Origin of the sequence: Brevibacillus parabrevis (assembly GCF_022701015.1) — a bacterium.
Taxonomy (GTDB): Bacteria; Bacillota; Bacilli; order Brevibacillales; family Brevibacillaceae; genus Brevibacillus; species Brevibacillus parabrevis.
Map to the genome: position 1 here is coordinate 5534483 of NZ_CP064090.1, position 15487 is coordinate 5549969.

Consider the following 15487-nt stretch of genomic DNA (forward strand, 5'->3'; position numbering starts at 1 on the left):
GCATGCGCTCCATCCCCGGGTTTGCCGTACCATCTGGCGCTCCCTGCCCAAATAAATCGCGGGAAGCATATTTATTTAGGAACCGTTTGCGGGTATGATAATAGGAAAAAAAGAAAGAGGCTGTTATATGGATTCAACTTACTCACCAAGATCTACTTCGAAAACAAAAATGCTTGTGATTCATGCCCTTTTTATCGCTTTTACCCTCGCAGCTACCATGTTCATCAACATCCGCCTCCCGATCATGGGCAACGGCGGCCTGATTCACCTCGGTAACGTGCCTCTTTTTATTGCTGCCTTTGTGTACGGCAGAAAAACGGGAGCGATTGCCGGAGCTTTCGGCATGGGTCTCTTCGACCTGATCTCCGGCTGGACAGCCTGGGCGCCTTTTACGTTCATCATCGTCGGTGCCATGGGTTATGTCGCTGGCCTCATCGGGGAAAAAATGCCTGGCAAACGCACACTGGCTTACTGTGTGGCGATCGCCGTCGCGCTGATTATCAAAATCGTCGGCTACTACTTCGTGGAAGTGATTTTGTATGGCAACTGGATTCAGCCGTTCGGCTCCATCCCTGGGAACTTCCTCCAGGTTATCGTTGCCGGAATTATCGTGCTGCCACTCGTAGGGCGGTTGAAAAAGATTGTGGGACAGGCATAGGCGGGCAGGTAGCCATCCTTGCTGTTCCATCACGAAAAAGCTCTTGGAGAAATTTCCCGCCAAGAGCTTTTTTGCTGTCTTTCAATCCGCTTCATTTGCTCGCCCACTCGCCGGTCACTTTGCTTTCTTTACAGCACCGCTTGCGAAATTTCATCCGCCACAAGCCGGATCGCCAGTAGACTGCCCCTATTTACCGAGGCATCGAGCAAGTGTGCGCCAGCTCTTTTTTCACCGCCGGAACCAGCTTCCGCACGTTGTCATCGACTGGACTCTCCACCCAGTTTACAAATCGTAAGAACCAGAGTGGTTTTTCAACTGCTCCACTTGCTTTTGCGGAAAATCCAAGCGCATTTTACAACGTTTCGTTCGAATTTTGATCACTCTGATTACCATTCGTTCTATTCCTGTTTATTTGTGCTACAATTTTTCTCAGGAGGTACGCCATGGACGATATCGATATCAAAATTTTGCAACTCCTTGAGGAAAAAGGGAGACTCTCGCACGAAGAACTAAGCAAGCTTTTGCACATATCCCGCCCTGCCGTTCATCAGCGGGTGGCAAAGCTGGAAAAGAGCAACATCATCAAAGGTTACCGCTGCATTGTCGATTGGAGCAAGCTGGAGCAAAAACTGAAAGTGCTGATCTTTGTCAAAATGAAATGCCAAAACTTCAAAGAAATCGCAGGCAAGATTGTCGATTTGCACGTTCCGGGCGCAACGATTCTCGAATGCCAACGCCTGGCCGGGGAATGGTGCATGATGCTCAAAGTGCGGGTATCCTCCCCTGAGGATATTACCAATCTGATCGATGAAATGGTCAAATTCCCTGACGTTCAGGAGACCTCGACGACGTTTGTTTTATCTACCCTTTACGAAAACGGGATGAAGGAGAATTGAGAAAGAAGAGAGGCGACCCTGGATGATGCAAGGGAAAAAAGCAATGCAAATCGGCGAGTCAGAAAATTCAAATATTACTCTCGTTGTAATCGCTTTACTCTCCGTGTACATTTTTTGGGGAGGAACGTATCTCGGGATGAAGGTTGCGATTGAAACCATCCCGCCTTTTATCATGGCGGGCATTCGGTTTTTTGTGGCTGGAACTGTCCTCTATGTGCTTGCGCGGTTAAAGGGTGAGCAGCATCCGAGCGTTGCCGAATGGAAAGGTGCAGGAATCGTGGGCGCTCTCTTGCTCTTGGGCGGGAACGGGCTGGTCGCCTGGGCGGAACAAAAAGTCCCGTCAGCCATCGCCTCCCTGCTGGTAGCAACTGTTCCTTTATGGATTCTTGCTTTCAACTGGCTTGGCGGCAACAAAAAAAGACCTGCGCTCGGCGTCCTCGCTGGCGTACTGCTCGGCTTTTCCGGCATTGCCGTGCTCGTCCTGAACACAGGCGGAGCGAACAGCCAAAACATGGACACAATCGGCATGATCGCCCTCTTGATCGCTTCGGTTTCTTGGTCAATCGGATCTTTGTATTCTCGCAGGGCAAAACTCCCCGCGTCTCCCCTGCAATCGACAGCGGCGCAAATGATGGTAGGCGGCGCTTTGCTGATCTTTGTTTCATTTTTCCTCGACGATTGGACGAAGCTGCACCTGTCTGAGCTATCTGTCCGCTCCACTCTCGCCTTGGGCTATCTGATCGTGTTCGGCTCGATCATCAGCTACACAGCGTACATTTGGCTATTGAAAAATGCTGACCCCGCCTGGGTATCGACTTATGCTTTCGTCAATCCGATCGTCGCCGTATTTTTGGGCTGGTTTCTGGCAAACGAGCGACTCTCTCCCCACGCCTGGGCCGCCGCTATCATTATCGTTGTCGCGGTCATGATGATTACGGTTTTTGGCGGGCAGAGGAAAGCCATCGAGCGGAAAGAAGTGGTGAGAGGGGAAGGGGAGGGCGTGTAACTATTAGTTTGAGAAAAAGGTAAAATTACCCTTGTAATCTAATTTTTATCATTAAGCAAAAACAAGTCATGTTTGCTTAGAAAAAAGCAGAGGGGCGAATCATTTGGACAAAGAGAAACAGGGACTTCAAACTAAAATTTTCGACCTTATTGAACAAGAGGGACTGGAGGAACAACTGGAGTCATTGACCAGAAATGTATTTGAAGATTGCATCTCCAGAAATACAATCGAGTTAAGCCGCATAAATCCAAGCTTCATCCGTCTCATAGCGATGTTGCTTAAAAAGAGTTCTTTCCATGTCATTGGCCGAATTGAAGATAGCTTTATCAAGGACAAAAAGACAGCTAGAGGGTCGCCGCCAGCGGCAGGGTATCGGTTTCAAGAGGGGTTTGGGAAGTGGTATGATCTCAGAGTGGAAGATGCCCTCTTGCTTGTAAAATACGGTAATGTCACCAACCTTGAAATTAATCCCAACGAAAATTACTTCATTGGGAAAGGAATCGATCTAAGGAAACTGCCAAGAGTAGCTACAGCCCCCGGCACTATTTTCACTGATGAAGAGATGCAGAACTACTTAGTATGGTTTAAAGGGATTCAAGTTCAGATGGGTATCCAGCCTACCATCATTTAAAAAGTAGCAAAAGCAGCCCTCTGCCAGTCGAATACAAGGAGGGCTGCTTTTGGTTTCGCGTATCTCTCAACTTTTACTACTTACTGATCGTTTCCTCACCAAGCAATTTCCCCGCAATATAATCAAACTGCTTTTCCAACGACAGCGGATCATTGAAATAAAATGTATTCGAATCAATCGTATACACGCGCTTGTTTTTGACGGCATCCAGCTGTTGCCACAACTCGTTCTTGCTTATCTCCTTCTCCAGCGAATCCTCGATGAACAAAAAATCTCCCGCATATTCCGGCAGTTTTTCATGCGAAAGCGCAACGTAGCCTTTGCCGATATCCATCGTTGCTTTCTGGATGATCTCCGGCGCTTTCAACCCAAACTCGCGATATAAAATCTCTCCGCCTCGTCCGTAAAAATCTCCGAACGCACCAAGCGATTTCATGTCTCCCCCTAAAATCGCCACTTTTTTGTCACCCACGACCTCGTGCACGGCTGGCTTATACTTCGCCACTTTGCTATCCCAGTTCGCAATCCACGCTTCTGCTTCCTGCTCCCTGCCAAACGCTTTGCCAAAAGCCCGAAGCTGCTCCCGCAAATTTTTTTCCCCGTATTTGATCGCGACAGTCGGCGCTATTTTTTGGATGTTCTCCAGGTTTTTCGCGTTGTCCAAGGCGATAATGACGTCAGGCTTCAGCTCCAACAGCTTTTCCAGCGAGTTGCTGTCATCGCCATAGCCCCCGATATTTTCAATCCCGTCCACTTTTCCGGCGTAGAAAGGATGATTCAGGGCAAACTCCGACAACCCTACAGGCTTGATGCCCAAAGCGAGGAAATAGCCTACGTAACTGTCTGCCAAAACGATAACCCGCTTCGGATTTTTCGGAATCGTCACCTCTCCGCTTGTCGTCTTGTAGGTGATCGTCTCTACTTTTGCCACGTTATTCGCATCCCCTTGTGCCGGGGCTGCTGCCCCATTACTCGTACTGGTCGCGCCAGAGCAAGCACTCAGCAACAGCATGATGCACAACAGCGCAGTTGCCGCCAGTGACGCTCGTGAACCTCTGCTCATCGGAAAATCCCCTTTTTTTGTATATTGATAATAATTATCACTATCAATGTACCGATTCAGCATCCGTTCCACAATAGAATATGTAGGGAATTTTGCCGGACTATCTGCAACTTTGCTCTGTTGCCAATTCCTTCTCCGATACTCGGCAGGCGACACGCCCAGCTTTTTCTTGAACAAGCGGCTGAAATAGTACACATCTTTGTACCCGACACCTGCCGAAATCGTCCGCAGCGAAGCGTCCGTCTCCGTCAGCAGGCTCGCCGCTTTTTCAAGGCGAACGCGAATCAAATAATCGATCGGACTGTAGCCTGTGCTTTGCTTGAATGTCGCGGATAAATGGTATGCACTGTAACGAAACATCTCCGCCAAAGACTCCAGCGTGATCGGCTCCGCATAATTTTTTTCCATGTACAGCATGATTTGTGCCGTCAAATCGGGATAGGTCACTTCGCTGCCCTCCCGCTCCAACTCTGCCAGCACCTGATAAACAAATTGGTAGAAAAGAGCTTTGATCTGAAACCGCCTCAGCGACTCTGGGCCCTGCCATTGCTCGTGCATTTGTTGCAAGTGGTGAAAAAGCAAAACCGGGCTGCTCGGGATCAGGCTGTATTGCGCCAAAAACGGGTTGCTGCGCTTTAACAGTTCAAGCAAGCTCTGGCTTGCGGGTGCCGGAATCGTTGCTTTGTAAAAAATCGAGTAATATTCAAACGCTTCACCCGCAGGCACAATCTGGAGCGTGGCTCCTTTTCCGCTGTGCATGAGCTGAAACCCTTTTGCCATGTACGCCGTCCCATCCAACAAAACCTGCGCGTTGCCCCGCGTGGAAAAAAGAAACATGCTGGCCGGGAGCTTGTACGGTCCAAACCCTTCCCCCGGTGCCAACGCTGTGTGACGGATGTCCAAAATTTTAATGGCAGCCTGGTTCCATAGCAGCGCTTGGGAGTTTTCTTGCTTCAATGTGACCAGTCCTTTTTGTTTGGTTGCTTTATTATAAGTGATAATAATTATCAGTTGAAGAGCAAGAACAGCAATCTGGCTAAAACGAACCGGAGCCATCGCTTTGCTGTGCTCATAGCTTTTTTCGCTGTTTATCCGTCTCCCATAAGAGTGGTCGAACCAGCGATTGACGGCATTATAAATGCATATAGTCATGAAAAACTGTCTTCCCAACAACAACAACCGCTACCTGCCAGACAGCTCCGGCATATAGCGGTTGTTTATGTCTCTTGTTAGTTGGATGAACCGTACAATGTACAATTGCCAAATGATAGTTACACCGAGCCTGAGTCTAAGTCTGAGCAAGCCTTGCAATCCCTTGTTGACCCGCTTCCCGTCCCTACAAAATTCACTACGTCCGCCGCATGTAAGCCCGCACCGTCAGCGGAGCGAAAATAGCCACGATAACGGCAGCGCTCGCGAGCGACAAAACGAACTCCGTGCCGATCGTGCCGCTATTGACCAATTCGCGAACCGCGCTCACCAGATGGGAGATCGGGTTGAGTTGGACGAACCACTGGAGCCACGTCGGCATCGTTTCAACTGGCACGAACGCATTGGAGAGAAAAGTCAGCGGAAACAGCACCAGCATGGAAATCCCTTGCACGCTTGCCGCCGTCCTCGCAATAACCCCGAAAAAGGCGAAAATCCAACTGACCGCCCACGAGCAGGCAATGACAAGAATCCCCGCAATCGCGACGAATCCCAGTCCGCCCTCAGGCTGGTAGCCCATGATATACCCCATCGCAAAAGTAAGCACGGTCGCAATCGTATAGCGGATCGTATCGGCGAGCAACGCCCCGGCCAAAGGCGCGATCCGGGCGATCGGCAGCGACTTGAATCGGTCGAAAACTCCTTTGTCCATATCCTCGCGAAGCTGAACGCCCGTCACGATGGACGTCGAGATAACGGTCTGCACGAGAATGCCAGGAATGATGATCGGCAAGTAGTTTTCCACGTTTCCTGAAATCGCGCCGCCAAAAATATACGTGAACATCAGGGTGAAAAGGATCGGCTGAATCGTGACATCAAACAGCTGCTCGGGAGTGCGCCGGATTTTCAGCAGCCCCCGGTAGGCCATCGTCAACGAATGGCGGAGCGCCTGAGCGAAACTGGCGCGGTTTTTCAACGAACGATCAAGCTCTTGCGTCAATGCTGCGCTTTTCATACAGTGGCTTCCTCCGTTCTGTTCGGGTGTTCTGAGGCTTGCTGTGCATTTTCGCTGGCACCGTGCCCCGTAATCGTTAAAAAGACTTCGTCCAGCGTCGGCTTTTGCACGCTGATCTCCGTCAGGTGAATGCCTCTCGTCCGCAGAGCGATCAGCAAATCGGTGACTTGGTCGGCGTTCGCCATTGGCGCCGTAATCTTGCCTGCTTCTGCCGTTACGCTGGAGCGAACTCCGAGCACTTGCTCCACCATTTCACGAGCATTGGCAATGTCCTGTACATTTTGGACTCGCAGATGCAGGGCGGAGTTCCCGACAGATGCTTTCAACTCATCCACCGTACCTTCTGCCACGACCCGCCCACGGTCGATCACCGCGATTCGGTCGGCCAACTGGTCTGCTTCATCGAGGTATTGCGTGGTGAGCAAAACTGTCGACCCCGTTTCTACCAGGCGGCGAATCGTATCCCACATTTGCGAACGCGTTCGCGGGTCCAGCCCGGTCGTCGGTTCGTCCAGGAAAATGAGCGGTGGCTGCGCGATGAGACTGGCAGCCAAATCCAGCCGACGGCGCATCCCCCCGGAAAAGTGCTTCAATGGACGTTTGGCAGCCTCCGTCAGACCAAACTCTTCCAGCAGCTCAGCAGCTTTTCGCTTCGCCTCGGCGCGCCCCAAGCCGAGCAAACGGGAGAAAATAATCAGGTTCTCTGTGGCGCTTAACGACTCATCGACCGAAGCGTATTGCCCCGTTACCCCGATCAACTGCCGCACGACATGCGCCTCTTTCGTCACATCGTGCCCGAAAATGCGTGCCTCTCCGCCATCCGCCCGGAGCAAAGTCGCCAACATGCGAATCGTCGTAGTCTTGCCCGCCCCATTTGGACCAAGCACGCCGTAAATCGAGCCTGCGCGCACGTTCAAATCCACGCCATCTACAGCGCGATTGTCTCCGAACACTTTGACAAGCCCACGGGCTTCGACTGCCCATTCATTGCTGTACTTCTTGTTCATTCTGGCATCTCCTTACCCACTGTTTATTTGATATCGCAACAATACCGTGCGGATTTAAACTGAATGTAAACTGGTTGTCGTTTTTTTATTTTAGGGCTTTTTGTCCGGTTGTTACACGTACATGGGAAGGGGGTGGAGGTCAGTCTGGAGGAGGAGAGGGAAGTGTTTTGCCGAGACATAAAAAGAGAATGATTGTCCAGAGACAATGTGGAATGTTCTTGGTTAGCTACAACAATCCGCTTTTAACTCCAACAAAAAAACGGCATCTCAGCCGTTTTTCGTGCTTTTATATGCTGACGCACGTAAGCGGGAGCGCACGAGCACCATTGGCAGTATAATCAATGTAGCAATGGCGGTGATATTACTGAAACCACCGCTGCTTGCCGTATTCAAGGGAAAACAAAACAGTATTACGATCATTTTCAAGCTTCTTATAATTCCAGTTTTGGCTTGATGCACTGCTGTGCCCAAACATGTTAATGATGTTTTCCTTCGAAGTTATATAAGCGTTAATGACATTCTCCTGATCAATAACAATCGCAAAGTAAGGTTTGCAAGCAAAATGCCCACACGCCTCGTCTACTTTTCGAAATTCATCACTCGGTCTGGTAATTGTCAGTGCGTTATCAATTTGCCCCGCTGCCCTGCTTCGCGATTTAACGGATATGCCCAACCGTTCGCCTGTTGACTTCCTCGTTGCAATGATGTCAATTCCCGTATGAGTGACATGCACACACTCAAACCCATGTCGAGACAACCAGTACATAATTAAATGTTCGGCAAAATCCCCCGTAATTTTCGAGTGATTGCTGCTCTTGTCAACGCTTTGCATTTTCTGTTGTGCCTCCCGATCCTAACGTTATTTCGTTCCTCATCTCTCCAAAATCACCCGTCAGCCAATCTGCTTTTTCCAGTCAAAAAACATTTTATCATCTCAATGCTTGGATAAGTTTATCGATCTGCGCCCGGCTGGCAAATGACTCATCAATTGATAGGAAAGACAACATGGAGACGGGCATTTTGGCATGAGCAGCCGCAAACATTTTGTGATGTCCGTCTAGCAAGTAGTGCGTATGCAGCCAAAGCTCATCGAAGTGTATATCATTAAGCGGAAATTTCGTGTCTAGAAAAGAAACACATAATGCCGTCGGATTGACGTTCCCTTTCCCCGTCTTCATGTACTTCTCAGTGACTGATTGGTCCAATGATCCACTCGGTTGAATCGGCACGATGTATTCCTCTATTTTCTTTCCAGAACCCACTCGTCGGGAGCCGATTTGATAATATTCGCTTCCATCTGCCTGTCGTTTCAATCGCGGATATGCTTTGAACAAAGCGACAACATACTGACCATTTGGCACGATACATGATAATTCCGACACAAAATCATGGTTTAGCTCGGTTAATCCATTATTCAAGTTTGCTGAAATTCCCCTTGGATTCTTCCACTCCGCGCCCGATACTTCCACATAAAACAGGCACGTTTCACAATCGATCCCTGTATTGGCAATCTCTTCTCCGTTGATCGTTAAATATCTTTGATGATAGCCAGCCCGTTTATATTCGATAGGGGATGTAGAATCACTGATTGCAAAATCATTTATGTAGCTCACAATTTTGGTCATTGTGCCACTGCCTCCCATTCATGCTCCCCTGCCTAATCTCCTTGCCCACTTCTATTTTTTTCGAGTCAAGACGTAAAAGAAAAGCAAATTTCACCTATTTTATGCAGGTTATAGCTGTGTCATTTTGTGAATCCCACTCATCTTAACAAAAGAAAAAAAGAGTGAGAACCGCAGTTTTCGCTCTTTTTTCTTCACGAGATGATTTTTGAGGATTCGCAACACCCGTATTTTCTCCAACTATCGTAAAACGACGCGTTAAATTAAACTGTCGCACGAGAATGCCAAATCGCCGTCACCGATAATCGTCACATCGTACATTTGCTCTTTCGGCATGAAACGCTCTCCCTCTACTTTTTGGCGGCTTTGGTAATCCACTCAGCCAAACTGTTTATTTGCCCTTCCACAGCAATCGGATCGCGGTACCACGACTGATTTTCATTCCACAGGAACACTTTTCCATCCCGGATCGACGGCAATTTGCCCCAAATCGGGTCAGCCTTCAACTGCTCCAGCGTCGAATTTGTCGTCAAAATCAAGTAATCCCCGGTATATTCAGGCAGCTTCTCCAGTGAAAATTCATAGTAGGAGTCCGCCAGCATATGTTCAGGAATGGCCGCAGGCGGCTTGGCGCCCAAGATTTCATACATGATCCGGCCACCACGTCCAGACTTCGGACCGAACAAAAATACGGTGCCGTCGTATTCCTGCATGACAGACACTGTCTCGCCCTCATGAAGCGCTCCTTGTACTGCTTCGCGCAATTTGCCGGTTTTACGCTCAAAATCGGCAATCCATTGCTCCGCAACGTCCTTTTTGTCCAACAAATCGCCGAAGTAACGCATCTCCTCCTGAATCGATGCAAAGCGGTTGTAAGGCATCGCCACTGTCGGCGCAATCTTCGCATACTTGTCCACTGTTTCTGCTTGGGCGATTTGGGTAATGATCAAATCCGGTTCCACTTCAAGCAATGCTTCCAGCGAATCGCCCACATCCGTCACACCGTCGAGCTTGCCTTCCAAGTACGGACTATTCATCAAAAAAGTTTCCGAGGCAACTGGCTGGACGCCGAGCGCCAGCACGGTTCCCAAAAAAGCCTGTGCCGCTACGCGTTTTGGCTGCGCAGGCACTTCCACCTCTCCGGTCGCCGCTGTAATCGTTCGTTTTTCGGCAGTGGCAGGTGCCTTTGTCTCTGCTTGACTCGGATCCCCTGTGTTATTCGCCGTTTGGTTCGTTGCGCTGTTATTCTTTCCCCCTGTGCCTTCCGGTGCTGTCTCGCATCCCGATGCTGCCATAGTCAGGCACAGCAGAGCCGTGGCCAACCATTTTCTTTTGCTGCTTGCCATATCATTTCCCCCATCTGACCAGTAAATGATAATGAATATCATTATTATCAACATGATACATTGCCGGATGAGGAGCAACAACGGATGAATTTGACCGATTTCTTGTATCTTTCGAAACTGCATCCCGATATTTTTGGCGGTATTGGCCGGGAGTTACGCCTGTTTGCTTCTTGAACACACGATTAAAATAAATCACGTCAGGATAACCGACATAAGCAGCTATTTCCTGTTGCGTCGCTGCGGTATCACGCAGCAAATTGCGCGCCATATCCATGCGCAGACGAATGGCATATTCGAGCGGACTGCATCCCATCTGCTCTTTGAATTTTCTCGAAACGTACTGCGGGGTGTAATTCATTTGCTGAGCCAGCTGTTCCACGGAAATCACCCCGCGATAATTCCTTGCCATATAACGGATCACTTGCTCAGCCAACGACGGGACGCACGGATGCTCCGCCCGCTCCCGCAACGCCGCATGGGTGAACCGGATGAAATCCCCTTTGGCCTTCAGCCACCGTAATCCGTCGTCCTTCCCGCTGCTCTTCTCTTCGTCGAACTGCCCTCTGCCCCCGCCGTCTGCCTGCTTCCAATCGTCAACCATCGCTTGGAGCATCTCCAGCAAGACGAGCGGTTCGGAAGGCGCCAATCCCCAACTTTCCATAAACGGATTCTCGGTTTGCATCATCATGTGAAACTCCCACAATGCAGAAGCTGGCAGCGATGCTTTGTATAAGATCATATAGGCGTCAAGCGAGCTGGCGGATTGAACCGATACCCGTTTCCCTTTGCCGATATGCTGCAAATGAAACCGCTCAGCCAGCCACACGTCGCCGTCTGCCCACAGCTCTGCGCTCCCATTAGCCAAATACATAAACATGCTTGTCGGCGCTACATAATCGCGAATTTCGTCGCCATGCCCGACCCGTTTGATCCGAATATCCAGCACGCGAACGATGACTTGATTCCACAGTTGAATTTGCTCGTTTATGTTCATCAAAATGCGGCGTAACGAACTTGAGCCAGCCAGTCCGTCACTCGCTCCTCCCACAGAGTATGTAACCAAAAGACCGGGTTGGTGATTATAATTCTCACTAATAGTTTGATGTCAACGATAGCGAAAAGCACTAGACGGTGTCAATGCGGGGTATTTCGAGTGATTGGCTATCCCTTGCTTTCCCGTGTGTCAGGACTGTGACAGAGCTACATGCCACTTCCATTCAACGAATCTGCAGCTCCTATTCAGCCGTCTTTCCTCATGTACACATTGCGCATACAAAAAACAGCCGACGCTACACGCACGCATCGGCTGCTGTTGTTTATGATGAAAAAACACCGCTTTCCATTGGGCTTGAGTCTTTTGGTCCATCTTTCTCCTCCCAACTGCATAAGGCTACTTCTTCAGCAAAGCAATTCTGCATAGCGATTGCCGTATCAAAGAGCGCCAACGGTAACTTGGCGTCAAATAGCTCATGACTGATTCAGGCAAAGTGAGGATCGGCCACACTTTTACACAGGAGAATCTATCAAAAGTTTTCCTCATAGTAGCATAACCTAGTATAGTCAGCTAGGCTGCCGACTTTAGTGCCTGGCACGGAAAATCGTTTGGTTAAAACATTGTTCGCAGATCATTCGCGGAAGCCGTCATATCCAACAAAAAAACGGCACTTCTGCCGTTTTTGCAAGATCTATCAAAACGTTTCTTTCATGCGACTGCGGTAGCGGCTGGCTTTACGGTCCAGCTGATAACTGACAAAGGTCAACAATGATGCAGCCACCGCAACGATCCCGCCTGCCCAGGATACGTCGATAAGTTCCCTGTTCACCGTGACGATTCCCCCGAGAGCCGCTCCAAACGCGATTCCGACGTTTATAGATACAGGAGCCAACGACGAAGCCAACTCCTTCGCTGCCGGATAATACTTATGTGCTACATCAATGAAATACAATTGCATGGTCGAGTTCATGATGTAAACAACAAGAGCAATGAGTGCGATACTAATCAAGGCCGCCACAATGGAACGGGAAGAAAAGTACAACGAAGCAAGGATAGCAGCTTGAATCAGAAACACATATCTCAACTTGCCAATCCCGTTACGGATCGCCAGCTTCCCGCCAATGAGCGTGCTAAAAACGGAAACAACACCGTACAGCAAAAAAATGACGCCGATGTAACGCTCAGGCACGAATAGCACTTCTTGCAGCAAAGGAGCCAAATACGTATATACCGTATAGGTAGCCCCAATACTTAATGCGGGAATAAAAAAGCCGATGACAATACGCGGATTGGTTATGAGACCCATTTGTTTTTGCAAGGAACTCTTCGTTCCCCTCAGCTGTTTGGGAATGGTCACAGCGCTTACGATTAAGGATACGATACCCAATACGCTGGTAAACCAAAAAGCCATTTGCCAGCCGCTCCATTGCCCGATATACGTTCCGATCGGCACCCCGACTACGCTTGCTATCGTAAACCCCGCAAAAATAATCGATATAGCCGGCCCCCGCTTGTCGGCAGGCATCGTTTCATTCGCCACACTCATTGCAAGTGCGATCAGTACCCCGGTAACTACCGCCGTGACGATTCTGCTGGCAACAAGCAGTGCAAACGATCCCGATAAAGCCGTAATGACATTTGCGACAATAAACACCCCGATCAGGGCAAGCATCAGCGGATACTTGGAAAATCGGCTCAAAACAGCCGTCAAGATCGGCGTACTTATGGCAAACGTGATGGCAAAGACCGAGACAAGCGAACCCGCCGTTGATATCGCTATTTTCAAATCAGTTGACACTTCATTGAGCAACCCGACAATCACAAATTCACTCGTTCCCAAGACGAAAGTTAATAAAAACAAATTGAAAATCAGTCGCTTATGTTGTTTCGCCATTCATTGAATCTCCTCTCCAGATGAACTTCCTCATGCTCTTTCTATGGCAACCTGCAACTCGGCAACGTGAGCTTCCGGATCGTTTGACTTTTCATGCGGCAAACAAATTTCGCGCCGCGGTTCATTCTCTTTCATGCGATATCCGTTCCGTTCAATCCACGCTGCCAATACCGCGCTTGCACTACAGGGGCGAGTCGTCCGGCAAAGGTGGATAAGCGTAGCCATCATCGGAACTTCCGGCAATTGTTTCACCGTAAAAGGAGGCCGGCTCGGCATATCAAGAGTCAGAGGCCGTGCCACTTCCATGTCAATTTCGTCCTCGCTTTCTTCACAACCGTGCCAAAGTACAATTTGAGGCGTAGATGGCTGAACGGAATTTCCCAATTGATCATCCACCTGTTGGAAAAGCTCCGGAATTTGCTTGAGCGAAGCTTTTTGGCGGTAAGACAGCACCAGTTGAGGCCCGACTTCCTTTACAATAACGTCGTGCGACTTTTGATTCTCGCCTTCATTTTCGATGAAAGACAGCCGTTCCTTAATTTGCGCCAGCTTTGCCTGCTCCTTAGCCAAATTTGACAAAATCTCGCTTTCCTTCAACCGAAACATTCCCCGAATTTGTTCTTGCGAGATTTGTTCTCCTACCAACTGGCGAATTTGCTCTAACGAGAAGCCCAGTTCTTTAAAGGCCAAAATCCGATTGAGTTGAAACATTTGGTCAGCCGTATAATACCGATAACCTGTAAATCGGTCGGTGTGATTCGGCTTGAGCAAATTTAACTGGTCGTAGTAACGAAGCGTCTTCACGGACACCTGGCTGATTTTTGAAAACTCGCTGATTTTAAACATCCATCCATCTCCTTGCACGGGTCATTCTATTCTCTCCCTGGTCTTTTCCGAGTATAACGTTCCAGTTGAGGGGAGAGTCAAGGGAAGCGATCTAGGAGAAATTTTTCGTGTAAACCGGAATTTCTGCGTCTTCGCCATTTCTACCTGGAGCCGCTGAACCTGTCATTCGTCTCACCGTTTTAGTAGAAGACACTAGGTTGGCAACAAGATTCCTGCATCATTCAGAGGAGAATCCTTTTCGCGAGTCTTTCGTTGCTCTAACGTATCGCGATTGCCCCTGCATTTATCTGAAAGTAAACAGGCCGCTCCCGATACAGAAAAAAGCAGCCTTCATTTTGGCTGCTTTGGATGTTTAAGTATGGTTAACCTACTAGCGCCTCCTTCACTCATGCGTTTTCTGGATGCTAAAACGTTTTGAGGGCTGCGGTTTGAAATGAAAAAACCCAGGATTTCTCCTGGGGAATTGTGGTGCATGCAACAGAACTATGGGGTAGTGACAAACAAGATCGTGTATGTGGCTGTTGTCGTTCCGTCCGTTGCTGTAACCAGTACATAATCTCCTGTTTCCAAAAGGTCGAAGGAACCTTTTTCGACGTGAGAAGCAGAGAACAGCTTGACCGTTGCGCCGTCTGGGCCTTCAAGATGACCCATCAATGCAGATCCGACATAGGTAGAACCACTGAAGAAGACAGCACTTCCATCAATCACTTTTGCGGCACTGTCGATTGTGAACATCGCAGTAGGTTTCGCAGTCAATGTCACATCATTGTTGATGGCAAAATCAGCGGTAACGGTCACAGAACCCTTCTGTACCACATGATGATCAGCATCATCAGTAATCACGTAGCTAATCACTGCCGAGCCTCCACCTTGCCTCGAAATCTTGCCCTCTGTGTCGACTGAAATTTTGCTTGGATTGCTTGATGTCCAAGTAATGGTTTGTCCGGAACCTGCCGTGATCGTTTGATCCGGGGATATAGCCGTATCGCCTTCAGCAAGGTTTCCATTCGTTCCAGTACCCGAGTATGAAGGGTTGGTTTCTTGCGCTGTAGCGTAGACTGTCACAGTGACACTGTTTACAGCTCCATTAGAACTTGTATATTGGATCGTTGTCGTTCCAGGTGAAACTGCCGTGATCACTCCAGTGAAAGCATTCACAGTCGCTACTGACGGATTGCTCGATGACCAAATCTTGGTTCCTGGTTCTGTTGTTGTTGCTGTTCTCGTAATTGTCTCGCCAATCTGTAAAACTGTTGCAGATGTACCTACTCCTGTAATTGCTTGTCCGCTATTTCCGGCTAACCCAAAAACGGGCTTTCGCACAGACCAACACCGTGCAGGCGCCTTTCAACGCACACGG

Annotated in this window: 14 protein-coding genes; 4 read left to right on the plus strand and 10 right to left on the minus strand. The window is 49.1% G+C overall.

What is annotated here, in order from left to right:
* Positions 1 to 127: 127 nt before the first annotated feature.
* The 4 genes from IRJ17_RS25435 to IRJ17_RS25450 all read left to right on the plus strand — a co-directional run bounded on the left by IRJ17_RS25435 (position 128) and on the right by IRJ17_RS25450 (position 3191).
* On the plus strand, positions 128 to 658 hold the full coding sequence (locus IRJ17_RS25435; protein ID WP_242772281.1) for an ECF transporter S component: 531 nt from the start codon (positions 128 to 130) through the stop codon (positions 656 to 658).
* A gap of 443 nt (positions 659 to 1101) precedes the next feature.
* Positions 1102 to 1554 (plus strand): Lrp/AsnC family transcriptional regulator, encoded by a 453-nt coding sequence (locus tag IRJ17_RS25440; RefSeq protein ID WP_242772282.1) that lies wholly within the window; start codon positions 1102 to 1104, stop codon positions 1552 to 1554.
* A gap of 22 nt (positions 1555 to 1576) precedes the next feature.
* Positions 1577 to 2560, plus strand: a complete 984-nt coding sequence (yedA, locus tag IRJ17_RS25445) for a drug/metabolite exporter YedA (RefSeq protein WP_242772283.1) — start codon at positions 1577 to 1579, stop codon at positions 2558 to 2560.
* A 103-nt stretch (positions 2561 to 2663) separates the two neighbouring features.
* Positions 2664 to 3191, plus strand: coding sequence for a hypothetical protein (locus IRJ17_RS25450; RefSeq protein ID WP_242772284.1), 528 nt, complete (start codon positions 2664 to 2666; stop codon positions 3189 to 3191).
* Between the two features lie 76 nt (positions 3192 to 3267).
* Here the strand turns inward: IRJ17_RS25450 and IRJ17_RS25455 are convergent, their stop codons facing one another.
* The 10 genes from IRJ17_RS25455 to IRJ17_RS25500 all read right to left on the minus strand — a co-directional run bounded on the left by IRJ17_RS25455 (position 3268) and on the right by IRJ17_RS25500 (position 15450).
* Positions 3268 to 5406: an AraC family transcriptional regulator gene (locus IRJ17_RS25455; RefSeq protein ID WP_242772285.1), complete on the minus strand. Its 2139-nt coding sequence runs from the start codon at positions 5404 to 5406 to the stop codon at positions 3268 to 3270.
* A 196-nt stretch (positions 5407 to 5602) separates the two neighbouring features.
* The gene (locus IRJ17_RS25460) at positions 5603 to 6418 is read right to left on the minus strand and encodes an ABC transporter permease (protein WP_242772287.1); all 816 of its coding nucleotides are present in this window, start codon (positions 6416 to 6418) and stop codon (positions 5603 to 5605) included.
* A complete protein-coding gene (locus IRJ17_RS25465) occupies positions 6415 to 7425 on the minus strand; it encodes an ATP-binding cassette domain-containing protein (protein WP_242772290.1) in 1011 nt (336 codons plus the stop codon). The genes IRJ17_RS25460 and IRJ17_RS25465 overlap by 4 nt, the downstream gene beginning before the upstream one ends.
* Positions 7426 to 7786: 361 nt before the next feature.
* Positions 7787 to 8257: a PDDEXK family nuclease gene (locus IRJ17_RS25470; RefSeq protein WP_122962948.1), complete on the minus strand. Its 471-nt coding sequence runs from the start codon at positions 8255 to 8257 to the stop codon at positions 7787 to 7789.
* Positions 8258 to 8354: 97 nt separating this feature from the next.
* Positions 8355 to 9050 carry a hypothetical protein gene (locus IRJ17_RS25475; protein WP_242772293.1) on the minus strand — a complete coding sequence of 232 codons (696 nt, stop codon included), beginning with the start codon at positions 9048 to 9050 and terminating at the stop codon, positions 8355 to 8357.
* A gap of 347 nt (positions 9051 to 9397) precedes the next feature.
* Positions 9398 to 10393 (minus strand): ABC transporter substrate-binding protein, encoded by a 996-nt coding sequence (locus IRJ17_RS25480; protein ID WP_242772296.1) that lies wholly within the window; start codon positions 10391 to 10393, stop codon positions 9398 to 9400.
* 1 nt (position 10394) lies between these two features.
* A complete protein-coding gene (locus IRJ17_RS25485) occupies positions 10395 to 11441 on the minus strand; it encodes a helix-turn-helix transcriptional regulator (protein WP_242772298.1) in 1047 nt (348 codons plus the stop codon).
* Between the two features lie 640 nt (positions 11442 to 12081).
* A complete protein-coding gene (locus IRJ17_RS25490; RefSeq protein ID WP_242772300.1) occupies positions 12082 to 13281 on the minus strand; it encodes an MFS transporter in 1200 nt (399 codons plus the stop codon).
* Between the two features lie 30 nt (positions 13282 to 13311).
* Positions 13312 to 14127: a MerR family transcriptional regulator gene (locus IRJ17_RS25495; RefSeq protein ID WP_242772303.1), complete on the minus strand. Its 816-nt coding sequence runs from the start codon at positions 14125 to 14127 to the stop codon at positions 13312 to 13314.
* 483 nt (positions 14128 to 14610) lie between these two features.
* Positions 14611 to 15450, minus strand: a complete 840-nt coding sequence (locus IRJ17_RS25500; RefSeq protein ID WP_242772307.1) for an Ig-like domain-containing protein — start codon at positions 15448 to 15450, stop codon at positions 14611 to 14613.
* Between the last annotated feature and the right edge of the window lie 37 nt (positions 15451 to 15487).